Origin of the sequence: Secundilactobacillus paracollinoides DSM 15502 = JCM 11969 (genome assembly GCF_001311135.1) — a bacterium.
Lineage (GTDB): Bacteria > Bacillota > Bacilli > Lactobacillales > Lactobacillaceae > Secundilactobacillus > Secundilactobacillus paracollinoides.
Map to the genome: position 1 here is coordinate 1 of NZ_BBAG01000041.1, position 23,050 is coordinate 23,050.

General features: G+C 47.4%; 13 protein-coding genes, 3 tRNA genes and 5 pseudogenes. 15 read left to right on the forward strand and 6 right to left on the reverse strand.

Going from position 1 to position 23,050, the window contains the following annotated elements; all coding sequences use genetic code 11:
- Nucleotides 1-397 precede the first annotated feature (397 nt).
- Together JCM11969_RS11995 and JCM11969_RS12000 are read right to left on the reverse strand one after the other, a co-directional pair.
- Nucleotides 398-931, reverse strand: a complete 534-nt coding sequence (locus JCM11969_RS11995; protein ID WP_054711555.1) for a 3'-5' exonuclease — start codon at nucleotides 929-931, stop codon at nucleotides 398-400.
- A gap of 40 nt (nucleotides 932-971) precedes the next feature.
- Nucleotides 972-1,736, reverse strand: a complete 765-nt coding sequence (locus JCM11969_RS12000) for an exodeoxyribonuclease III (protein WP_054711557.1) — start codon at nucleotides 1,734-1,736, stop codon at nucleotides 972-974.
- A 146-nt stretch (nucleotides 1,737-1,882) separates the two neighbouring features.
- Between JCM11969_RS12000 and murB the strand changes: the two genes are divergently transcribed.
- Together murB and JCM11969_RS12010 are read left to right on the forward strand one after the other, a co-directional pair.
- Nucleotides 1,883-2,791, forward strand: a complete 909-nt coding sequence (murB, locus tag JCM11969_RS12005; RefSeq protein ID WP_054711559.1) for a UDP-N-acetylmuramate dehydrogenase — start codon at nucleotides 1,883-1,885, stop codon at nucleotides 2,789-2,791.
- 20 nt (nucleotides 2,792-2,811) lie between these two features.
- Nucleotides 2,812-4,931 (forward strand): annotated as a pseudogene (locus JCM11969_RS12010) (cation:proton antiporter).
- Nucleotides 4,932-5,121: 190 nt separating this feature from the next.
- On the opposite strand, the gene JCM11969_RS12015 reads toward JCM11969_RS12010, so the two are convergent.
- Nucleotides 5,122-5,802, reverse strand: coding sequence for a DUF1361 domain-containing protein (locus JCM11969_RS12015; protein WP_054711561.1), 681 nt, complete (start codon nucleotides 5,800-5,802; stop codon nucleotides 5,122-5,124).
- Nucleotides 5,803-5,977: 175 nt separating this feature from the next.
- On the opposite strand from JCM11969_RS12015, the pseudogene cdaA reads away from it, so the two are divergent.
- From cdaA to JCM11969_RS12075, 13 genes and pseudogenes are all read left to right on the forward strand, one after another.
- Nucleotides 5,978-6,827 (forward strand): annotated as a pseudogene (gene cdaA, locus JCM11969_RS12020) (diadenylate cyclase CdaA).
- The gene (locus JCM11969_RS12025; RefSeq protein ID WP_054711563.1) at nucleotides 6,824-7,795 is read left to right on the forward strand and encodes a CdaR family protein; all 972 of its coding nucleotides are present in this window, start codon (nucleotides 6,824-6,826) and stop codon (nucleotides 7,793-7,795) included. The pseudogene cdaA and the gene JCM11969_RS12025 overlap by 4 nt, the downstream one beginning before the upstream one ends.
- A 25-nt stretch (nucleotides 7,796-7,820) precedes the next feature.
- Entirely contained in the window at nucleotides 7,821-9,176 is a 1,356-nt protein-coding gene (glmM, locus tag JCM11969_RS12030; RefSeq protein WP_054711565.1) for a phosphoglucosamine mutase, read from the forward strand.
- Nucleotides 9,177-9,393: 217 nt separating this feature from the next.
- A pseudogene (gene glmS / locus JCM11969_RS12035) lies at nucleotides 9,394-11,209 on the forward strand (glutamine--fructose-6-phosphate transaminase (isomerizing)).
- A gap of 427 nt (nucleotides 11,210-11,636) precedes the next feature.
- A complete protein-coding gene (locus tag JCM11969_RS18235; RefSeq protein WP_169790384.1) occupies nucleotides 11,637-11,780 on the forward strand; it encodes a hypothetical protein in 144 nt (47 codons plus the stop codon).
- Between the two features lie 139 nt (nucleotides 11,781-11,919).
- Nucleotides 11,920-12,615: a glucosamine-6-phosphate deaminase gene (locus JCM11969_RS12040; RefSeq protein WP_054711583.1), complete on the forward strand. Its 696-nt coding sequence runs from the start codon at nucleotides 11,920-11,922 to the stop codon at nucleotides 12,613-12,615.
- A gap of 241 nt (nucleotides 12,616-12,856) precedes the next feature.
- A complete protein-coding gene (locus JCM11969_RS12045; protein WP_054711567.1) occupies nucleotides 12,857-13,987 on the forward strand; it encodes a glycoside hydrolase family 73 protein in 1,131 nt (376 codons plus the stop codon).
- A 728-nt stretch (nucleotides 13,988-14,715) separates the two neighbouring features.
- The gene (locus JCM11969_RS12050) at nucleotides 14,716-15,567 is read left to right on the forward strand and encodes a glucosaminidase domain-containing protein (RefSeq protein WP_054711569.1); all 852 of its coding nucleotides are present in this window, start codon (nucleotides 14,716-14,718) and stop codon (nucleotides 15,565-15,567) included.
- Between the two features lie 93 nt (nucleotides 15,568-15,660).
- On the forward strand, nucleotides 15,661-16,737 hold the full coding sequence (locus tag JCM11969_RS12055; RefSeq protein WP_054711571.1) for an ABC transporter ATP-binding protein: 1,077 nt from the start codon (nucleotides 15,661-15,663) through the stop codon (nucleotides 16,735-16,737).
- Between the two features lie 854 nt (nucleotides 16,738-17,591).
- Nucleotides 17,592-17,900 (forward strand): hypothetical protein, encoded by a 309-nt coding sequence (locus JCM11969_RS12060; protein ID WP_054711585.1) that lies wholly within the window; start codon nucleotides 17,592-17,594, stop codon nucleotides 17,898-17,900.
- A gap of 65 nt (nucleotides 17,901-17,965) precedes the next feature.
- Nucleotides 17,966-18,037 (forward strand) — tRNA-Asn (locus JCM11969_RS12065).
- 61 nt (nucleotides 18,038-18,098) lie between these two features.
- Nucleotides 18,099-18,170: transfer RNA gene (locus JCM11969_RS12070), tRNA-Asn, on the forward strand.
- 33 nt (nucleotides 18,171-18,203) lie between these two features.
- Nucleotides 18,204-18,275: transfer RNA gene (locus tag JCM11969_RS12075), tRNA-Asn, on the forward strand.
- A 66-nt stretch (nucleotides 18,276-18,341) separates the two neighbouring features.
- Here the strand turns inward: JCM11969_RS12075 and ppx are convergent.
- The 3 genes and pseudogenes from ppx to JCM11969_RS12090 all read right to left on the reverse strand — a co-directional run bounded on the left by ppx (nucleotide 18,342) and on the right by JCM11969_RS12090 (nucleotide 22,988).
- Nucleotides 18,342-19,298, reverse strand: a pseudogene (gene ppx, locus JCM11969_RS12080) (exopolyphosphatase).
- Nucleotides 19,298-21,450 (reverse strand): annotated as a pseudogene (locus JCM11969_RS12085) (RNA degradosome polyphosphate kinase). The pseudogenes ppx and JCM11969_RS12085 overlap by 1 nt, the downstream one beginning before the upstream one ends.
- An 8-nt stretch (nucleotides 21,451-21,458) precedes the next feature.
- Nucleotides 21,459-22,988: a Ppx/GppA phosphatase family protein gene (locus JCM11969_RS12090; protein WP_225353282.1), complete on the reverse strand. Its 1,530-nt coding sequence runs from the start codon at nucleotides 22,986-22,988 to the stop codon at nucleotides 21,459-21,461.
- Nucleotides 22,989-23,050: the final 62 nt, after the last annotated feature.

Below are 23,050 nucleotides of genomic sequence, written 5' to 3' on the forward strand. Positions count from 1 at the left end.
TCTAAAAGTCCGGGCCTGACTTTTAGACCAGCGTCCGTTACACAGTAGCCCCTTGCCTTGCGGAACGCGTTACGGCACGGATGCCTCGAAAGCATTGAACGATGAATGTCCGGGTCTGACTTTTTGGTCAAAGTCCTTTACACGTTAGCCCCTTGCCTTGCGGAGGGTCTTTCCACTACACGGAGTGCCAAATTGCGGAATGCAACGGACTATCACCTAACAGTGGAAAGCCCCCTTGCGAAACGCGTTACGGCACGGATGCCTAGAAAGCACTAAACCAAACAATAAAAGAAAAAGCACCTACGCAACACACGCTCACTCGAGTTTGTCGCATAGGTGCTTTTTACCACAAAAAACGTTATTTAAAACAGCAGGTCAGCACTCAAAACAAGACTGCTTAAAGTGCTGAAACAAACGGTTTAATCGCCTGTTGACCAAACGCCTGACTCTCATAAAGCAAAATGTTAGCGCAGGCCAAGCTGTCATCAAGTGCGTTATGGTGATGTTCCAGATCGATTCCCAGCGAATCACAAACGGTGTTTAGTTTATGATTCGGTAAGGAAGGATAGAATTTCCGACTGGTTTTGACCGTGTCTAACGTCAGGTAGCGTGGGGCGATAATGCCGTGATGATTCAGAGTCTGTTTCAATACGCCGTTATCAAACTGCGCGTTATGGGCAATGACTAACTGGTCCGGTGTGAAGAAGGATTTAATGTGGGGCCACACTTCGGCAAAGGTCGGTGCGTCGGCCACGTCTTCTTCATGGATCCCATGAATCTGGATGTTGCGCCAGAAAAATGGTGTCTGCGGATTGATCAGCGTATAGAATTCGTCTTCGACCTGGTTGTTTCGGACAATTGTCAGCGCTAGTGAGCAGGCTGAGTAGCGTTTGCCACTGGCGGTTTCAAAGTCCATTGCAACAAAATTCAAAGCGTCACCTCCAATTTAATTCGATGATGTATCAGCTAGTTTACACGTTAAGGCCGGTTGTGACAAGTTCCACGGGGCAGTGGTCGGACCCGAAAACATCGTTTCGAATTTCGGAGGTTTCTAGGTTCTTTTGAATTGAATTGCTGGTCACAAAATAATCAATGCGCCAACCCGCGTTGTTATCGCGGGCATGGAACCGGTAGCTCCACCAAGAATATTGTTCAGTAGCGTCTGGATTAAAGTAACGGAAGGTATCCGTGTAGCCGCGACCAAGCAGGGCCGTGAATTTTTCACGCTCGTCATCGGTAAACCCGGCATTTTTATGGTTGGTTTTAGGGTTCTTTAGATCGATCTCTTCGTGAGCAACGTTTAAATCGCCGCATAAAATAACCGGCTTTGATATGTTTAACTTATCGAGATAGTCCTGAAAAACGTCCTCCCAACTCATTCGGAAGTCCAAGCGTTTCAATCCGGAACCGGAATTTGGTGTGTAGCAGGTAACGAGATAGAAGTCGGGGTATTCAAGGGTGATCACCCGGCCTTCGTGGTCATACTCGGGGACGCCAATATCATAGGTGACGGCGAGCGGGTGATGCTTTGTGAAAATGGCCGTCCCCGAATACCCCTTTCGTTCCGCGTAGTTATAGTACTGCTCGTAACCAGGCAACTCGAGGTCGAGCTGGCCCGCTTGCATCTTGGTTTCTTGAATACAGAAAAAATCCGCGTCCAGATCAGTGAAAGTCGTTGTGAAGTCCTTTTTAACGACGGCACGTAATCCGTTGACGTTCCAGGAAATAAATTTCATGGTGGTCATCCTTTCTCAACTAAAGTCATTCATCCTCAGTATAGCAAAATTTTTTGAACACGGGGTCAACGAGCGCCCACCAGATTCCGAGTCATGGTAAAATGGACTTATGTAATTTGATGTCTGAAACGAAAGGAACAAGAGTAATGACGGTGAATTTTATAACACAGTTTCCAAACGTCACGATTTTAACAGATGAACCACTTTCAAAATATACAAATACTAAAACAGGAGGACCAGCAGATCTGTTGGCCTTTCCAGCCTCAGCTGATGAGGTCCAGGCCCTGATGACGGTCGCAAACGCCAATGACGTGCCCGTGACAGTCATTGGCAATGCTAGTAATCTGATTGTCCGAGACGGTGGGATTCGCGGTCTGGTGATGATTTTGACACGGATGGCCACCATTAAGGTTTCTGGTCATCAAGTGATTGCCGATGCTGGTGTGTCGATGATTGAAGTCACCAAGCGGGCACAAGCAGCCAGTTTGTCGGGCTTGGAGTTTGCAGCGGGGATTCCTGGCAGCGTTGGCGGCGCCATTTTCATGAACGCCGGGGCCTATGGCGGCGAGACCAGTGACGTTGCCGATAGCGTGCTGGTCTTGACGCGTCAAGGTGAGATCAAAACGATCACGCGCGACGATTTGAACTTCGGCTACCGTCATAGCCGCGTGCAAGATGAAAACGACGTTGTGCTCTCCGCAACGTATCTGCTGCAACCAGGAGACGGCCAGGAGATCCAGGCGAAAATGGATGATCTGAACGCACGTCGGGCTGCCAGACAACCACTTGATCTGCCATCGTGCGGCAGTGTATTTAAACGGCCGACTGGGTACTTTGCCGGTAAGCTGATTCACGATGCCGGCTTACAAGGCCATCAAATCGGCGGCGCGCAGGTTTCAATGAAACACGCGGGCTTCATCGTGAACGTTGACCACGCAACCGCAACGGACTATTTGAACGTGATTCACCATGTGCAAACCGTTGTGTTTGAAAAATTCAACGTCCATCTAGAAACTGAAGTGCGCATTATTGGGGAATCTGTAAAGGAAGACTAACGAAAAGAGGGGGTCCTTAGTTGCCAATTGTTGAAGCTGTTATCTTACTTGTTGTATTAGTCCTAGCATCCAACATCATTAGCCACTATCTTACCTTCATTCCAGTTAGCCTGATTCAAATCGGGTTGGGTCTCGTTATGGCACTATTTTGGCAAATCGAGATCCCGCTGGACACTGATTGGTTCCTATTATTATTCATTGCCCCGCTGCTATTTAATGATGGGCGGCGGTTCCCGAAGCGCGAACTCTGGAAGTTGCGGGGACCGATCTTTGCTAACGCCATTTTTTTGGTATTTTTGACGACGCTGTTGGGCGGCTTTTTAATCTATCTAATGGTACCTAAAATGCCGTTAACAGTCGGTTTTGCGGTGGCAGCCATCCTATCGCCAACGGATCCTGTGGCTGTGCAGTCGATTGCAAAACGAGTGCATTTACCAGAAAATATTTTGCACCTGGTCAGCGGTGAAAGTCTGATCAACGATGCATCCGGCTGATCGCATTTAAGTACGCGGTAGCGGCCACTGTGACGGGCGTCTTTTCACTGAGCCAGGCCACCGGTGATTTCTTTTACATCAGTATCGTCGGGTTGATCGTCGGAGCCGTGCTGATGCTGTTAATTCAGTTTATGCGCGACGTGTTGCGGCGACAGGGCATTAACGATGTGATTTTTAACACGGTATTACAAATCATGACACCATTTGTGATCTACTTTATCGCCGAAGACGTTTTTCATGCGTCGGGGGTCATCGCTGCCGTAACAGCAGGTATTATTTCCCACACGCGCAATAATCATCTGATTGAGGACTTGCCTGAACTGCACTTGGTGACGGAAAAGACCTGGGATATCATTGTGTATCTGTTAAACGGGATCGTGTTTGTCATCTTGGGAGACGAGTTGCCAACAGCGACGAGTCACATCATTAAAAATGCGCAGTTTAAAACGTGGCAGGCGGTGGCTTATGCCTTTGGCGCATGGGTCGTCCTACTGGTGATCCGGGTCGTTTGGATCTACATCTATCAACTGGTCGCACAGTGGCGGAAAAAAACGGAGAAGGCGAGTTTTCGAATTTCGCTTTTGGCTGGGTTATCAGGTGTCCGGGGGGCAGTGACGATGGCCGGTGTGCTGTCGTTACCACTTGTCACCGCAAGTGGTGCGGCCTTTCCACAACGGTCTCTTGCACTGTTCATTTCTGCCGGGGTGATCATTATCAGTCTGGTCGTGGCCGTCATCACCTTGCCGCTGGTTTCGCCTGATGATGCGCAGCCGTTGCAGACCCGGGCAAGCCTGAGTGACATGGATGCGGATGACCTTGTGGATACGGATGAGGACGAGGATTCTGACGTACCCAAAGCACCACGGTTGACGGACGACCAGTCTCGAATCTACATCATGCGGTTGGCCATCAACGCCATTGAAGAGCACCGGCGTCAAGAAAATCAACGAGCGGCGTATGATCTGATCCTGGATTACCAGTTCATGATCCGCCGAATGGAGGCCAAAAGTAAAGATGATGGTGCCATTCAGCGCGTTGCCAATGACGAAGTGGCGTTGCGGCGGGTTTGTTTAACCGGTGAACGGCAGGCAATTGAGCGGTTGTTTGAGCATCATCAGATCTCAAAGACCGGCTATCAGCTTGCGATGAAGCGGTTAGCACGCAGCCAGCGCCGGCTCAATCAGGCGGATCAGGCATCGCTGACGTTGATTATTCATAGCTGGTGGCTGTGGTTGAAACACACCGTGCACCGGATCATCCAGTTGGCGCGTCATCAACGTAATCCAAAGGTCGAAAACGAGCGTCAGCTGATCGACCGCGAAAGCGCGAAGGCAGCCATCAAATCGTTATCTAAATACTTGGGTCGCGAGGATGTGGCAACGGCGGAGTTGGATAAACAAGCCATTTATCATCTGGTTGTCTTCTACCGAAATCGCATTGAGCGGGCTAAGTCTGATGATAGTTTCTCGAGAGAAGCCTATGCAACGCAGGTCAACAAGCTGCGAATCGTCGGTCTGGGCGCCCAAAGAAGCGGTGTGCAGACGCTGTTAGAAGCTGGCAACATTACCTGGCAAATGGCTGGGCGGTTACGCCAGTATATTAATTACTCAGAGAATGTGTTGATGATGGGGGAAGACGAAGAATAGCGCCTTGCGGAACGCGTTTCCACTAGGGAAGTGAAATGCACGTCGCCTCAAGCACTCACAAGCCAGCAATCCAAATTCTTTGGGTTCACAAATTAAAAATTTCAAAAAAACACTCCGCTGAGATTTGAATCCAAACCTCAGCGGAGTGTTTTTATAAAAAATATGAAAATTAAAACGCAATCACAACCGGTTATCCCGATTTCCCATCATCGTGTTGACTCACACCAACATGCTGGTGATAAACCAAATGTGACAACCAATAGGCCAGCAATTGAATAACGGTCATCAACCCAACGAATTCAAGCATCGGTTCGGTCCACATTCCGAGGAGACGGTGCATGATGAGGTCCGGTGAAATAAAGAGGTAGATCGTGTGGATGCGCAGAAATCGGCCAGCGTAGATCCCAACGGAGGAGAGGAAGGTCAAAATCAACACTAAGATAATCTCCAGCCACCGCGCGCGCTTAAAGTACCGTTCTGTAATTGTTTCTGCGACATAGTTGAGGCTCCAAAAGCCCAGAAAGACGCAGAAGAGCACGCTGATCAATTCAACTGTAAAGTAGATCCAGATGTGCAAGGAGGCTCTCAACAGCCCATCGTATGTGTACGGGTTTAAGAGCGACAGGTGAAACAGGTCAGTGAGCAGGTAGGGGGCATTTGGATAAAACAGCAGCCATAGGATCACCAGTGCCCAAAAGAATAGCCCATGTTTTGGAAAGGTTGTTTTGATATGAAAAGAAATTTCAATCGGAATGTACCCTAAAAACGTATTTAAAATGAGAAAGGTAAAGGGGGCTTTGACGAAGGCCCAAAGAAAGAGGAGCCAAAGCACAAAGAAAATTCGGATCTGCCATTTGGCCTGTGTTCGCATCTTGTCACCCCCTATTGTTTTGCAGACTTTATATAAATAGTACCAGATTAAAAGGCGAATAACACCGCAATTAGACCGATATTTATAAATTGCTAAGAACCAGTTGGCAAACGGGACTAAAAACGGGCAGTCGGCGTGTTATAATGATAGCCGAATAGATTTTTGGAGGGAAAATATGAACCTTGATTGGAGTAACTTATTGACGTGGCACACGATCGTTAACTTACTCGATATCCTGGTTGTGTGGTTTGTCTTCTACGAACTGATCATGCTGTTGCGCGGTACCAAAGCGATTCAACTGCTTCGTGGTATCATTTTTATTGTCTTGATCAAAATTGTGAGCGTGTATGTGGGCTTCACGACGGTATCCTGGTTGATGGACCAGGTGATCAATTGGGGTGTCATTGCCCTAATTATTATTTTCCAACCGGAAATTCGTCGGGGACTGGAACATATTGGTCGCGGCTCCGTGTTTGTGCGTAATCGCCAAATGAACGAGGCTGAAAACAAGATGATCGAGCACTGGATAAAGCCATTCAGTACATGTCGAAACGACGGATCGGGGCGCTGATCACCATTCAGATGGATACTGGGTTGGAAGACTACATTGAAACGGGGATCGAGCTGAACGCGGAGATCACCGGTGAATTGCTGATCAACATTTTTATTCCTAACACGCCGCTGCACGATGGGGCGGTCATTATTCGGGATAATAAAATTGCGGTGGCTGCAGCGTACCTGCCGTTGTCAGAAAGCAACCTGATTCCTAAAGAATTGGGGACGCGTCATCGGGCAGCGGTTGGGATCTCTGAAGTGACGGATGCCTTAACGGTGGTGATCTCTGAAGAAACAGGTGAGGTCTCCATTACTAAGAACAATGAATTATTGCGTAATATGGACCAAAATGATTACCTGAAATTCTTCCGTAACGAACTGATCAAGACCAGGAGCCGGAAAAGCGCAATGCCTACACGGCCGTTTTAGATTGGATCGACGAGCGGTTTAGAGGAGGTAATCAAAAATGAAAGCTTTCTTGAATAGTCGATGGCTGTACCGGCTGATCTCGCTATTTTTGGCGATCTGTTTATTTTTATACGTGAACAGTACCAAAACAACGACCAGTCAGTCGACAGACAGCAGCAATGATAGCACGACATTAACGACTAACGAGCACAAAACGATCTCCGTTCAGTTGCGGTTGAATGTGAACTCAGATAAGTATTTTGTGACCGGTTATCCCGAAAAGGTAAAGGTGCACCTTAGTGGGCCTGCCGCTTTGGTAACGGCCACTTCGAACACGCAAAATTTCCGGGTCATGGCTAACCTGACGAAGCTGTCCACCGGTGAACATACCGTGGCCCTTCAACAGGAAGGCTTAAACCGAGATCTGACTTACCGGATCGACCCGGCCAAGATCAAAGTGAATATTCAAAAACGTCAGACGGTGACCTTCCCAGTGACGGTCAACTATGACAAGACGCGGATCGCGGACAACTATGAAGCTGGTAAGGCAACTTCTGATGTGACCAGCGTCAAGGCGACTGGTGCGGAGAGTGAAATTGACCGCATTAACAAGGTTGTTGCTCAGGTCGATTTGAAGCAAAATGCGAAATCCACGGTCAACAGTCAGGCTGTGATCGAAGCACTGGATAAGCAAGGACGGACGGTGAACGTGATCTTGACGCCGTCAACAACGCAGGTCAACCTGCCAATAACGTCAAAGCAGAATTCAAAGAAGGTGCCGATCAGTTTTAAAGTCAAAAATGGCAGCAGTGACTACACCTACTCGATCAAGAGCAGTACGAGTTCGGTTCGCGTGTTTGGTTCGAAATCAAAACTGGCAGACATTTCCAGTTTTGAGGCTGATATTGACGTGAGTGACATTAAGAAGTCGACCACGAAGACCGTGAGCTTGGACCCGGACGCCAATGGTGTGACGGGTGTCAATCCAACGAGTGTGAAAGTGTCGATCACAACAAAACAAGCAGATTAATTACGAGAAATGAGGAATTGATAACATGAAATACTTTGGAACTGACGGTGTGCGTGGCATCGCAAACCAAGAACTGACCCCGGAATTAGCGTTTCGTTTGGGTCGTGCCGGCGGTTACGTTTTAACGGAACACGCTGAGGGTAAGCAGCAGGCCCAGGTTCTGGTTGCACACGACACTCGGATCTCCGGCCAAATGTTAGAAGAATCATTGGTGGCTGGATTGCTTTCAGTCGGGATCGAAGTACTGCGGTTGGGCGTCATCTCAACGCCCGCTGTCGCATACTTGGTTCGGACACAGGGAGCTGATGCTGGGGTGATGATCACCGCGTCACATAACCCAGTGGCCGACAACGGCATTAAGTTTTTCGGGGCAGACGGGTATAAGCTTTCTGATTCATTAGAAGAAGAAATCGAAAGTCTGTTAGACAAGGAGACCGATACCCTGCCACGTCCGGCTGCTGAAGGCTTGGGCACCGTTGAAGACTACCAGGAAGGTAGTCAAAAATACATTCAATTCCTAGAACAAACCATCTCTGATGATTTATCTGGCATGCACATTGCTGTTGACTCCGCTAATGGTGCAACCAGTAACCTGGTTTCTCGGTTATACGCGGACCTTGCGGCTGACTTTGACACCATCGCAACTACACCAAACGGCCTGAACATCAATGATCAGGTTGGCTCAACACATCCGGAACAACTGCAAAAATTCGTGGTTGAAAAGGGTGCGCAAATTGGCTTGGCCTTCGATGGTGATGGTGATCGCTGTATTGCAGTTGATGAAAACGGCGATATTGTTAACGGTGACAAGATCATGTACATCTGTGGCAAATACATGTCCGAACACGGCCGTTTGAAAAAGGATACCATTGTCACCACGGTCATGAGTAATCTTGGCATGTATAAAGCCATGGAAGCCCATGGCATGACGAGTGTGAAGACCCAAGTTGGTGACCGCTACGTTGTCGAAAAGATGGTTGCTGACGGGTACAACCTTGGTGGCGAACAATCCGGCCATATCGTTTTCTTGGACTTTAACACTACTGGTGACGGGATGCTGACCAGTTTACAATTGCTGCACATCCTTAAGGAAACGGGCAAGCCACTGTCTGAACTGGCCGCCGATGTTCAGGATTACCCGCAAAAACTCGTGAACGTGAAGGTTGCTGATAAGAAGGCCGCCCTTAACAATCCTGAGATCAAGGGCATCATCGACACGGTGGAAAAGGAAATGGCTGGCGACGGCCGCGTTCTTGTCCGTCCTAGCGGAACTGAACCGCTTTTGCGTGTGATGGCTGAAGCCCCAACCAAGGAAGCGGTTGCTGGTTACGTGAACCGGATCGCTGCCGTTGTGAAAAAAGAAGTCGGCGTTGAAGAGTAATGAAAATGAAAGAAGCGGTTTCAGGTTCTACAGCCTGAAAACCGCTTTTTTACTGGTGTTCTGGCAGATGGTCTATTTTCATCCTATACCACTTGGCGATACAATGTGTTGACAACCTGACGTAAAGACTGTAGAGTATACGTGTTATCAAGATACAGTCTTGATAAGTAAGTCTATACCAATTAAAAATAAATGAAAAATACGAGGATGAAAGCTTATGTGTGGAATTGTTGGTGTCACAGGTAGTGACAATGCAGTAAAGATCCTGTTGGAAGGGTTACAGAAACTTGAATATCGTGGTTATGATTCTGCTGGTATTTATGTCAATGACCAGGACGGCCAGGATTACCTTGTGAAGGAAAAGGGCCGGATCGCTGATTTAAAGCGCGAAGTCGGTCCCGAAGTTCACGGGTCTACTGGAATCGGTCATACCCGTTGGGCAACCCACGGTGGTGTTAGTGTTGCCAACGCCCACCCACAAGTTTCCCAAGATGACCGCTTCTACTTGGTTCACAATGGCGTGATCGATAACTTCCAGGAAATTCGGAGTGACTACTTAAGCGACGTTTCGTTTACGAGCCAAACGGATACTGAAGTTGTTGTTCAACTGATCGATAAGTTCGCTGTTGAAGACAAGTTGAACGCGCACGATGCGTTTGTTAAGGCGTTAACTGTGCTGAAGGGGTCCTCATACGCCTTCCTGTTAATGGATCGCGAAGACCCTGAAACGTTGTACGTTGCTAAGAACAAGAGTCCCTTACTCGTCGGTGTTGGTGACGGCTTCAATGTCGTTTGCTCAGACGCTTCCGCAATGTTGCGTGAAACCCATGACTTTTTGGAATTGCTGGACGGCGAAGTGGTCACCATCAAGCCAAACGAAGTGAAGATCGAAGACAAGGACGGCAAGCCCGTTGAACGTAAGACGTTCCATGTTGACATGGACGCCAGCGAAACAGACAAGGGTACGTATCCCTTCTATATGTTAAAGGAAATTGACGAACAACCTAACGTGATGCGCAAACTGGCCCAGGTCTACCTTTCTGAGACTGGCGAACCGGTTGTGAACGAAAAGTTGTTGAACTCAATGAAGCAAGCTGACCGGATCTACATCGTGGGTGCCGGTACCAGTTACCATGCAGGGTTAGTGGGTGCTCGGTTGTTTGAAAACCTGACCCAAACGCCAACTGAAGTGCACATTTCTTCAGAATTTGCTTATGAACAACCGATCTTGTCCAAGAAGCCATTCTTTATCTTCTTGTCACAGAGTGGTGAAACGGCTGATAGTCGTGAAGTTTTGGTCAACGTGAACGCAGCTGGCTACGAAAGTCTGACCATCACCAACGTCCAAAACTCAACGCTTTCACGTGAAGCAACGTACACGTTGTTGCTGCATGCTGGCCCAGAAATTGCTGTTGCCTCAACCAAGGCCTACACCGCTCAGATCGCCGTTGAAGCTATTTTGGCTAAGGCCCTTGGCGAATCAGATAACCAGATCGTTGCGCAACGGTTTAACATCCGTCAGCAACTTGGCCTTGTTGCCACTGGCATCCAAGCTATCGTTGACGCGAAGTCAAAGCTTGAAGACATGGCCAAGAAGTACTTCTTGAACACACCAAACGCCTTTTACATCGGCCGGAGCCTCGACTGGAGCGTTTCACTTGAAGCCGCATTGAAGCTCAAGGAAATTTCATACGTCCAAGCTGAAGGCTTTGCTTCAGGCGAATTAAAGCACGGAACCATTGCTTTGATCGAAGACGGGACCCCAGTGATTGGCATCATCACACAGGCCAAGACCGCTGGACTGACGCGTTCGAACCTGCAAGAGACCATGGCCCGTGTGCCAGATCATCACCATCACCACGGAAAGTTTAGCCAAGCCTGACGATGACATCATCTTGCCAGACGTTGACGAGTTGTTGACACCGCTGTTGAGCGTTGTGCCAACCCAGTTACTGGCTTACTACACCAGCCTGAACAAGGGCTTAGATGTTGATAAGCCACGTAACTTGGCTAAGTCAGTTACTGTTGAATAATTTGGTTAACAAGTGAGGCCGCTATCGCGTGATAGCGGCCTTTTTTGGCGCGAAAAAGCAATCTGACCAGTGAAATTGCGTTGCTTAATATTGTAATGACGGGCTTTCGTTGATTTAAATAGCGCTATTATATCGCTTCGTTCCACCGCTCGGCCCTGCAGGCTGAGGCGGGGATTGAATGTCTTAGCAGAAATTGAATTAGCTTCATCGCGAGCCATCACAGCGGAGTGCCAAATTGCGGCATGCAACGGACTTTCGCTCAGTATTAAAAGAATACGACCATTGTGGCCATGGTCGACAGCGCAGCGCAGAGTTCTGTGACCAGGGAATCTAATGCAGCGTGGGCATAAAAATAGACGTTTGTGCATTTTCGTGATAGAATCGCGCTTGAGATGAATCAGTTGATTCAGCAGAGAGGAAGAAAATAATGAAATATACAAAAAAACGCAGCACCAGTAAGGACGCTGCTTCGAAACGCGAAGCAACGTGGGAAAAGTTTAAGGACCAGCAGAATGATTTAGCAGCAAATCGCCGTGGCATTCGTCGGAAACCAAGTCGCCGACCGAAGTAGCGGCCTTTTTTGTGCGATTTTTGACCCTTCTTGAAATGAGTTGAGCCATTTGACTTGCAATATCGGTCTAGACAGGTTATTATTGGACTATACCAACAAAAAGAGTGGCGATTAAATGACAGAATCAACAGCAATGAAAATGAACGTAATCGTAGTGAAGGATCGGCAGGAGGGTGGCCAACGCGGCTACCAAATTTTTAAGGCGGCGTATGATCAAGGCGCCACGGTATACGGCTTAGCGACCGGTAGTACCCCAATTACCACCTATGATGCACTCGTTGCTAGTGATCTGGACTTTAGTCAGATGACTTCCGTTAACCTGGACGAGTACGTCGGTCTTGCGCCTGATCATGCGCAATCCTATCATTACTTCATGCAGCACCACCTCTTTGATCAAAAGCCATTTGCACACTCATACGTGCCAAATGGTCTTAATGCAGATGCGGCTGATGAGATGGCGCGTTACGATAACCCGATCGACCTGCAAATTTTAGGGTTAGGTCAAAACGGCCACATTGGGTTTAACGAACCAGGAACCGATCCTAAGTTGGGGACGCACAAGGTTGAATTAACTGAATCAACCATTCAAGCCAACGCACGGTTCTTTGACAACGCGGATGAAGTGCCACGTTATGCTTACTCAATGGGCATTGCATCCATCATGAAGAGCCACCAGATCCTCTTAGAAGCATACGGTGAGGAAAAGGCTGATGCTGTTAAGGCGATGATCGAGGGCCCCGTAACGCCTGATCTACCAGCGAGCTATCTTCAAAATCATGGCAACGTGACTGTGATCTTAGACGAAGGCGCCGCAAGCAAATTAAATTTGAAATAACCGTTAGTATTTACTAGAACAGACAACTCAAAACCGGTTAGCAGGCACAGTCGCCCACTAACCGGTTTTATTCTGAAACAAATTTGATATTATGTGTTACATCCCCAGAAGAAATAACCAACAATTTGGCGAATTTTGGACAATAGTTATTTTGTAATGCGCCTTTTCTTGAAGCCGTTCTCGATAATCTTTATAATGAGTCTATGAGCATACATAGGGAAGATTAAGGGGGATTTCTGGCATGCGAAAACCAACATTATTAAAAGTGGCTGTGGCTGCTATCGTGACGGTTGGCTTAATTGGTGCGGATACAATTCACACGAAAGCCAGTACAACAACGGATACGTTTATTGCTACCATGTCAACGCCGGTTAAAACGGTTGCGAATGCGTATAAGCTGTATCCATCCGTAATGATGGCTCAGGCAGCACTTGAAAGTGGCTGGGGGACCAGTACGTTATCGACCTCGGCAAACAACTATTTTGGCATCAAAGGCAGTTATAATGGCCAGTCTGTGACGATGAGCACGGCGGAGTACGATTCGTCCGGCCAGCTATACTATACGAACGCTGCATTTAAAAAGTATCCAACGATTTCAGCATCGTTAACGGACAATGCACAGTTACTGCGAAATGGGATCTCGTCAGATCCAACGTACTATTCAGGAACCTGGCGGGAAAATGCTGCGACTTATGAAGATGCAGCCAATGCGTTGACAGGAAAGTATGCGACGGCACCAACCTATGGCACTTCACTCATTAATTTGATTCAAACTTATGGCTTCAATTCTTTGGATAGTTCGAGTTCGTCAAGCAGCAGTTCCACAACGACGACCACGAAAAAGAAACCAACGATTACGTATTACTCGACATTAAATGGCGAGACAGGGACGTTGAGCAGCAAGTATAAATCCTATGCCATTTATAATCACGTGAAGGGCAGTGCGTATAAGACAACGAAGTACAAGTGGACGACCGTTGGCGGTTGGAGCGGCCGACCAGTTTGGTTTGACGGTCGGGCTTATAAGTCAGACAGTAAAACGACCTGGTACCGGATCCGTTTCAGCAAGCAAACCACAGCTAAGCGTTATTGGGTTTACTCAAAGGCGGTGTCACTGCCAAAGACCACGTACACTAAGGAAAAGAAAACAGCGACCTTTACAGCAACGTCTAACCCAGTTTATGACCACGTTTATAATTCCAGCTATTTAGCCAGTCAGTTAACGACGACTAAGGTGCTGGGCACTGGCAAGATGAGTGTGGATTGTAAGGGCGTCATTACCCAAAATGGCGTTGCAAGTACTTGGTATCGTGTGACGAGTGGCAAGACCACTGGTTGGGTCAAGAGTACCGCGATTTCAAAATTAAGTTAGTCAAAAAAATTCGGACAATTATCGGATGACGAGAATATTTTTAAGATTTTGGAGAAAAAGTATCAGTCTCTTTTTAAAGCGTCGAACCATGTGTATGCATTTGCGGTTTTCTTTTCATTAACCGGTTTTTGTTCTTAAAAGAGAACTCAGAGTTTGTCTTAACCCAGTCACACGCAACAGACAAGTGGTTGTCTTCGATGCCGTAGTACTTTAACGTGCTGACATTTTGCCGCTGATAGCTGCGATCGTAATTTTTGTCACCGGATTACTGACCAATGCCATTCAGGACAGTCAGAATACCGGCAATTAAATTCGGATGATTTTATTTTTATCTTTATTGTGTAAAAATAAAACAGTTGACCGATATCTTTCGTATTTGAAAGGTGTCGGTCTTTCTCAATAATGGGGAAGGTACCAGGCACTTGATTGTTAAGCACATGCTAGTGAGACTAATGGATTTCCACAGTGGTTTCTAATGAACCTAAGACAAGAAGTTAGTTTCAGACTGTGACCGTCTTCTTTAGCAACCAAAAGTGGAACGAACGACTGGTGGTGACGCGTCCCAGTGCCGGCAACTGACGGGCATTGGTTTACCTGCAAGGCACACTCTCTAAAAGTTTAATAAAAATATCGTTTTTATCTTGTGTCTTTTCTAAAGACCGGTATAATTAACACGGTTTAGAAATGTTAAGGCCGATAATGAACGAACACGAATGGAGTACAACTGGATGAAACTCTGGATCAAATTGACGGCAACGCTGACTTTAGCGCTTGCGGCAGTTGGGTTAGGCGGTGGCCACACCGTCCACGCTGACAGCCACACGGCGTTCATCAATCGGCTCAGCAAGCCCGTTTTACAAGCTAGTAAGAAGTATCACTTATACGGGTCCGTTATGATGGCCCAGGCGGCGCTTGAGAGCGATTGGGGAACGAGTACGTTGTCCAGTGAGGATAACAACTACTTTGGCGTAAAGGGCGCGTATGACGGCAAATCCGTCACCTTGTCAACTGCTGAAGCAGATGGTGCCGGTCAGTTTTTCAATACGATGGCTCAGTTTAAGGCGTATCCATCAGTGCAAGCGTCGATCAACGATTACGCGCAGACGCTGCGTGACGGGACGACCTGGAACCCATTTCTATACGAAGATACATGGCGAGAAAATGCAACGTCCTACACTGAAGCAGTTGATACGATTGCAGCCCATTACGCAACCGATACGAACTACGCCAGCAAGGTCGAAACCATTATCGCTGAGTATGATCTGACAAGCCGGTTTGACGACACGACGAGTAACACGGATGATGCAACGACAATACAGATCACACCAGGCGTTTCCTACGCAACAGATACGGGTACGGCAACTATTAAGACCGGGACAATTAAGCTATATAAGCAGGTTCCGGGACCGAGCGTTGACGCAACTTCCAGTAAGACTGCTACGTTAGCCGGCAAGACTGTGACAATTAAACAACGCGGCATCATCAAGAGCAGTCAAACCATTTGGTACCAAATTAAGAGCGGTAGCACCACTGGTTGGGTACAACTGACAGATCTGTTGAATTTACAAGAATCACACTAAACTGGCGGTGCATTTCCCAAACGGGGATTGTTTGTTATAATGACGAATATGCACTTGGTGCGTCAGTAAACGAAGGTTAAGGAAGAATTTGAAATGGCAACTGATTATAAGATTAGAGTACAGAATGTAACGAAAGAGTACGACCTCTTCAAGACCCAGTCTGAAAAATTGCGGTCGTTCTTTGCAATCAACCGGAAACCAGTACCGCACTTCTGGTCATTAATGGGAATCTCACTCGAAGTTAAAGCGGGGGAGACGCTTGGTTTGATCGGGGTCAACGGGTCCGGTAAGTCAACGTTATCTAACATTATCTCTGGCATTATTCCACAAACAACAGGGGTTGTTGACGTTAAGGGGGATACTTCCATTATCGCCATTGGCGCCGGCCTGCGTGGTAACTTGACCGGGCAAGAAAACATCCGGTTAAAGGCACTGATGCAGGGGCTCACTAACGAAGAAATCGACGGCCTGATGGACGACATTGTTAGTTTTGCTGATATTGGTGATTTCCTCTATCAACCCGTTAAGAGTTATTCAAGCGGTATGAAGTCACGGCTGGGCTTTTCAATTGCGGTTCACGTCAATCCTGATATTTTAATTATTGATGAGGCCTTGTCCGTTGGTGATGATACGTTCTATCAGAAATGTTTGGACAAGATCACTGAATTCAAAGAAGAGGGCAAGACGATTATCTTTGTCAGTCACTCTTTGAAACAGGTTGAATTGATGTGTGATCAAGTTGCGTGGATCCACTATGGTACCTTGCACGAAATTGGGGACACAACAAAGGTCGTTGGTGATTACCGCGATTTTGTGAAGTGGTTTAAGGGCCAGTCCAAGAAGGATAAGCGTAAGTTCCAGCGCAGTATGAAACAGAACCAAAAGGACTTTGATATTGATCAGTATCAGGCCAGTGTGGTTGAGGAACGTAAGACGGCTGATCCAACTGAAAAGAACGTTGAAGCTAAAGTTAAAAAGGATTTCTACGGTTCAGTTATCAGTGAAAAGATGTCTGCCGGATCTAGAATCTTAACGGTGCTGACCTTAGCCTTATTTGTGTTCTTCTGCTGGACCAATGTCTCGGGACACTCGATTCGTCAGGTGATCAGTGAACCTTCAAGTTTAGTCCATCCAACAGATCACATTGATACAACTGGAAGTCTTAAATAGGCTAACATTATATTTAAATTAAAAAATGTGGACTTTTCTCATACTAAATGGTAATCTTTAGATAACCATTTATTTACCACCTATTGGTCGGTGTGACGAATAGGGACATCTCTCATTTAGTGGTTAGACATTAAATGCGGTTTAAAAAGAACGCTTGCTGGGAAACTGGTGGGGGTTCTTTTTTTAGAGTGCAGAGTGCGCAAGAAGGGTGCCTAAGGAGTGGAGCATAACCGGACTCTGACAGAAATTCCTGGTCTTTGGAATTTATGTCAGAGTCCGGTTATGTGCAACTCCTTGCCCTTCTGTCGCACGTTTAGGCTAGGTAAAATATCTGGCTGGCGCCCAAAAACAGGGAGGCATTAAAAGCGTGCAATCCCTACAAGTGCTGGGCGCTTATTCTATATCACATAAGAACAAACCTCATATTCTGCTCAATTTTCAATATTATTTTCAAAAACCATTGACAGCGCTTACAAAAAACGATATATTGTTTTTGTAAGGTATGAATAATTACCTTCTAATCAATTCTCTTTCTCTCTTATGCCGCCACTATCATCTGATAGTGGCTTTTTTGATGCTGAGTAAAATTCCGATTATCGTCCAAACATGACTGGAATTCTGTTCTGTGACAATAGCCATGCTTGAGACGACGCTAACAACATCACACACTTACGAAAATGGCCTCGCACGCAAAACTGCCAGCAAATCGGCATGCAGGTAAACTACGGCCTGTTTACCAGGTGACATCATGAAGTGACGTCCAGAAAAATCCCAAGGAGTTTGTTCTAATCCTGTTCTCAGCCCATTATTTTATGGTATACTACTTAAGTTGTGATTGAAGGGAGACGTTGTTATTGAAGAGTCATGAAACCTTTACGTTAATCGAAGAAATCACCCGGCTAGACGGGTCTAAGTACATGGAGATCAGTGACATGGTCCAAAATGGGCGGGCCGAGTTGGCAGCTGAGCGTGGGTATATTAAAGAAGTGCGCATTTTGCAGTTAAACATTCCGCACTCACCACATGTGGTTGCCTATGAAGATTATGTGAACGAGAATTACGACATGCCAACTGAAGCACTTGACCATTTTGAAGAGTGGGAGAAGCCGGAAAAGATCCAACAAGAAGTGAACATGGTCCTAAAGGAAAATGGGATTGGTTAGAATTTAGTGCGAAAAAGATTTGCATAGCATTAGAGATTATGGTATAAATATTACATGATGCTTTTTGCCCCGTAGTTCAGCGGTAGAATAATTGACTGTTAATCAAGAGGTCGCTGGTTCGATCCCAGCCGGGGCAGTTGTATAAATACGCATTTACCGTAAATTTATACGTTTTAATTTAATTGAAAACACAATGATTGCCCCGTAGTTCAGTGGTAGAATAATTGACTGTTAATCAGGAGGTCGCTGGTTCGAACCCAGCCGGGGCAGTTGGTCAATCATCGTGAATTGACTGAGTCACATTGCCCCGTAGTTCAGCGGTAGAATAATTGACTGTTAATCAAGAGGTCGCTGGTTCGAACCCAGCCGGGGCAGTCATCACAGGTTCGGGAAGTTTAAAAATTAAAAAAGGCAGCAGTCTGAAAGAGGGCTGCTGTCTTTTTAGAGGTCATTAATGGGTGTCTCACGAGTGTTTTGCGTCCGCAAATCATTCAGGTGTTCAAATAAGATGCCTTCACGTAACCCATTATTTGAAAATGTAATGTGGTCGGGATCCAGATAGCGTATCAGCAACACTAGCGGAATGAGGCCACCGACGATAATGTCAGCCCGGCCTTACTTAGTCCGGGAATTTGTTTGCGGCCTTCTAGGTTGGTACCGATGATCTCAGAAAATGTCTGGTCCACAGAGTGGCGGCTGAGACGGTACCCATGGACGTCTTCAATATTAAGTAAATTCTTGCGTCGTCGATTAATTTTAGCCATGGTTCGATTACTGCCGCCAAGACCGATGATCGGTAGATTCAAGCCATTACGCAGCCACCAAACGTTATTGAGGACCTCACTGACGAAGGTCATGGCATTGAATAACGCATCCGGGGTAATCTGTCAGTCGGTAAGTATTCCTGAGTTAGGTTCACACTACCCAGAGGAATACTGATCAGGTGGCTGACCGCGTTATTTTGGACGAGCACGATCTCTGAACTGCCTCCGCCAGTATCCAGGATAACGGCATTGGTAGCCGGAAGCGTCTCGCTGACACCGAGATAGTCGTAATAGGCTTCGGTGGTGCCGGAAATCACTTCTAACGGGATGCCGATCTCACTTGTGACCGTTTTGAGAAACTGTTTTTGATTCACGGCCTGACGGGTAGCTGCGGTGGCGACGGCTTTGATTTTAAGGTTATCCAGCTGGTCATACTCGTCTTTGAATTCACGTAGGCAGTTAGTGTTCGGTCGATGGCGTCAGGTTGCAGTTCATGCGCTTCACCCATATTTTCAGACAGCCGGACGTACGACTTCATCTCCTTGACTGGGCTGTACGTGCCGTCATCATTGATGCGGGTGATGGTCATTCGAACTGAGTTTGAGCCAAGGTCAATCACTGCAAAATTTTCCATTAGTGCGGGTCACTCCCATCATCGTAGTTCAACAGGTTCGGTTGGTTTTCGGGGCTCAACATGGGTTGAAATTCAGTGGCTTTGCCATTTCGGCCGCGGCTTTATCTGCCTTGGCGTGCACGCTGGCGAGGTCCGCAAAATACGCTTGTGCATCCAACGCGACGTGGCCGCGTCGGTCAACGTGCTTAAAGGTGTCATCTGGTTGCAGGACGCGGGTCTTCACGTTGTCATTCCACATGACCTTGTAAATGGTGAGCACCCGTTTTTTGATCTGGGGGTCGTTAATGGGGAACAGCAACTCAACACGCCGGTTTAAATTGCGCGTCATCAAGTCCGCACTGGACAGATAGACCGTTTCTTGACCGTCGAGATTAAAAATAAAGACCCGGCTATGTTCTAGGAAGCGACCAACGATTGAATGGACCGTAATGTTGTCACTAACGTCGGGAATGCCCGTTTTTAAACAACAGATGCCGCGGATGAGCAGACTGATCTTTACGCCAGCATGGGAAGCCTTGTAGAGATGTGCAATCATGGACTGGTCGGAAAGGGAGTTCATCTTCATCCTAATGCGGACTTTTTTGCCGGCCTTGGCCATTTCGGTCGCCTGCGTCAGCTTATCATTGATAAAGTCGCGGATGCCGTGGGGCGAGATGTGCAATTGGTGAAAATAGGGTGGTTCTGAATAACCCGACAGCATGTTAAAAATGTTGGTGGCATCGATGCCCATGTCGGCATTGACGGTAAACAGGCCCATATCCGTGTAGAACCGAGCGGTCACATCGTTGTAGTTTCCGGTCGCCATGTGCATGTAGCGGCGAATGACACCCTGTTCACGACGAACGACGAGGGTCAGCTTACAGTGCGTTTTGAGGCCAATGAGGCCGTAAATGACGTGGCAGCCCATTTTTTCGAGCTGCTTGGCCCAGTGAACGTTATTTTGCTCATCAAAGCGGGCTTTCACTTCTACCAAAACAGTGACCTGTTTACCGTTTTGGGCGGCCCGACCAAGGTAAGCGATGATCGGTGAATCCCCAGAGACGCGATACAGGGTCATTTTAATGGCAAGTACGCCGGGATCCATCGCTGATTGCCGAATGAACTCAATGACCGGATCGAATTTATCGTAGGGGTGTTGTAGAAAACGGTCGTGGCGCCGGATGGCCTCGAAGATATTGTGGCCGCCGGTGAGCGACGTGGGTTGATAGGCCGTGAAGGGTTTGTAGCTTAAGTCTGCATGGTTGGTGACTTGACTGGCAAGTTTGCTCAACACAGTGAGGTCAATGGGGCCGTTCACTTCATAGACGGCATAATCCTTGAGATTGAGTTCATTACCGAGACGCTTGAGCAGTTTTTTGCTGATCGTGCTTTCAACTTCAAGTCGAATGACGCTGCCTTGTTCACGCAATTTTAACTGTTGCTGGACTTCCTTAAGCAGGTCAGAGGTGTCTTCTTCCGCGACGTCGAGATCCAAGTCCCGGATGACCCGGAATACAGCCGCTTCCTTCACGGTGTAGTTCACAAATAATTGACCGAGGAAGGGTTTAATGACGTCTTCAACTAAGATGAAGTCATTTTCCGCCCCAGGCAATTTAATGAGCCGTGGTAAATTATCGGGGATTTGAAGCGTGGCGTAGTAGCGGGTCTTGTCCTTGTTCAACTGGATGGCAAGATTGAGCGCGTCGTTTGCGATAAATGGAAACGGTCGTGAGCTGTCATCAGCAGTTGGTGTTAAGACCGGGTAGAGGGTGTCATGAAAATAATCCTTGATAAACCGTAACTGGTCAGGCGTTAGCTCGTCCGGTTTTAAGAGGTGGATATTCTGCTGGGCCAGAGCCGGCAGTAGTGACCGGTTGAGTGTGTTGTATTGTTTAATGAACATCTGGTGTGCTGACTTATTGACGGCTAAAAGTTGTTCCTCAGCCGTCATGCCCGAGGCATCAGGTTTGGGGTAGTTTACAGCCGCAAGTTTCGTTAACGACGCCACCCGCACGCTAAAGAATTCGTCCAAGTTACTTTGGGTAATACTGAGAAATTTGAGTCGTTCAAGAAGGGGATTGGTTTTGTCACGGGCCTCCTCAAGCACCCGGTCATTAAACGCCAGCCAGCTTAGTTCCCGGTTGGTATAGTAGTTGTGGTCGCTGTAGTTAATTTTGGTGGTCATTTAGCGGTCACACTCCTTTGTTTTAACTGTGGTTTGAGACCGAACGTTTCTTCAAAGAACTGACTCTTGAACGCAAACTCCCATTTTTCAAACAACAGACTTTCATTGCAGTAGGCGGTAATAATCACTTCGGGCGCCTTAAGCGAAACCGAGATTCGCTTGATCTTTTGCTGCCGGTCGTCATCTAACGCATCTGCTAACCGCAGAATTGACGCTAATTTGGCAATCAGCAGTCGATCCTCAGTCGGTAGTTGTCGGAAACGAATGAGATCCGCGCTGGGCGTCTGGGTACTGTGATACCGTGAAATCGCCGCGATGATGGCCCGTTCTTTAATCGAAAGGCCGATAATGTTGGAATGTTGAATGATGTACTCAGAATGCAGATAGTGCTCATGTGCATCCACGTAGCCACCGACATCGTGCAGAATGCAGGCAATCTGAAGTAACAGGCGTTCGTGACTGCCAAGTTGGTGCAGCGATTTTAGCTGATCAAACAAATGAAGGGCAAACTTAGTGACGAGTTCGCGATGCACGGGCTCTACCCGGTAGTGGGTCGCGATATTTTGCGCGTCCGTCACCGTTTGTTCACTAAAATCAAGCTTGCTGAAGCCGGCGTTGATCGATTCGTTGACTGCCAGACCGTCCAGAACTGTGGTATCAGAGAAAACGAGACTGGTGGCCTGTGTCAGTCGAAGCAGGCGTCGCAATAACAGCAGTTCGGGCAACAGCAGCGGCATTTCGGTTTCAGTGAGGCCGTACTGTTCCATTAAAAATTGGTCTGACGCATCGATGGCTTGGTCGAAGAGGCGTTCAAATTCCTTGATGGATAGTCGCCCCTTATGCTCGTTGCTAACCAAATGACTTAATGGCATCGTCCCAAGCAGGATCACCTCACTCGGGCCGCTGATTGCTTCACGCGGCGTAATCCGAGAAAAGTTGGTCAGTTTGCTTTCGATGTAATCATTTAAAACTTCAACTGAGTTCGGCGCACTTTGCCGTAAACTCTGCAGGTCCTCGGCGATTCGCACGGGACCCAGTGAGAAATTAGATGAGTAGACGAACGACCGGCCAGAAAACTGGGTGATCGTGGTATTGCCTGAGTTAATCCCAATCAAGTGGGTGAGACCATTTTCATTGGTCTTGTGTTTTCTGAGATTCAACAAAACAGCCTGGTTACGATAGTAGTTTTCTTCGCTGATCGATAACCAGCTGAGCCGCAAGCCCGTTCTTAAAAAGACCTGATCCCGGATGAAATCAGCATTGACGGCATGGGACAAGGCTTCGCTTCCCCATAGTTGATAGGTCTCAATATCATAGTCGTTCATCAGCTGTAAGAAGCCGCGCAGTGAATCTGTCATTTGATTGACGAGTTCAAAATCAATCGGCTGGTGTTGGTAAATGCTGTCACCAACCAGTAATTCTTTGTGCACCCGCTCAATGGGCTTGAGCGTCTTTAAGTTCACAATCAGTAGATCTAATCCTTGCACCGTGACGACAATGGCACCGTAATAGTTGTTGTTGGACACGGCAATCACCTCCAATATAGTAAGACACAGGGGATATCGTTTTATTTGACCCCTAAATTAGG

What these genes read in the sequence shown, in the direction of transcription:
- JCM11969_RS12000 (WP_054711557.1), bottom strand. Translation starts at nt 1,736, where the DNA reads ATGAAATTTATTTCCTGGAACGTCAACGGATTACGTGCCGTCGTTAAA.
- murB (WP_054711559.1), top strand. Translation starts at nt 1,883, where the DNA reads ATGACGGTGAATTTTATAACACAGTTTCCAAACGTCACGATTTTAACA.
- JCM11969_RS12015 (WP_054711561.1), bottom strand. Translation starts at nt 5,802, where the DNA reads ATGCGAACACAGGCCAAATGGCAGATCCGAATTTTCTTTGTGCTTTGG.
- JCM11969_RS12025 (WP_054711563.1), top strand. Translation starts at nt 6,824, where the DNA reads ATGAAAGCTTTCTTGAATAGTCGATGGCTGTACCGGCTGATCTCGCTA.
- glmM (WP_054711565.1), top strand. Translation starts at nt 7,821, where the DNA reads ATGAAATACTTTGGAACTGACGGTGTGCGTGGCATCGCAAACCAAGAA.
- JCM11969_RS18235 (WP_169790384.1), top strand. Translation starts at nt 11,637, where the DNA reads ATGAAATATACAAAAAAACGCAGCACCAGTAAGGACGCTGCTTCGAAA.
- JCM11969_RS12040 (WP_054711583.1), top strand. Translation starts at nt 11,920, where the DNA reads ATGAACGTAATCGTAGTGAAGGATCGGCAGGAGGGTGGCCAACGCGGC.
- JCM11969_RS12045 (WP_054711567.1), top strand. Translation starts at nt 12,857, where the DNA reads ATGCGAAAACCAACATTATTAAAAGTGGCTGTGGCTGCTATCGTGACG.
- JCM11969_RS12050 (WP_054711569.1), top strand. Translation starts at nt 14,716, where the DNA reads ATGAAACTCTGGATCAAATTGACGGCAACGCTGACTTTAGCGCTTGCG.
- JCM11969_RS12055 (WP_054711571.1), top strand. Translation starts at nt 15,661, where the DNA reads ATGGCAACTGATTATAAGATTAGAGTACAGAATGTAACGAAAGAGTAC.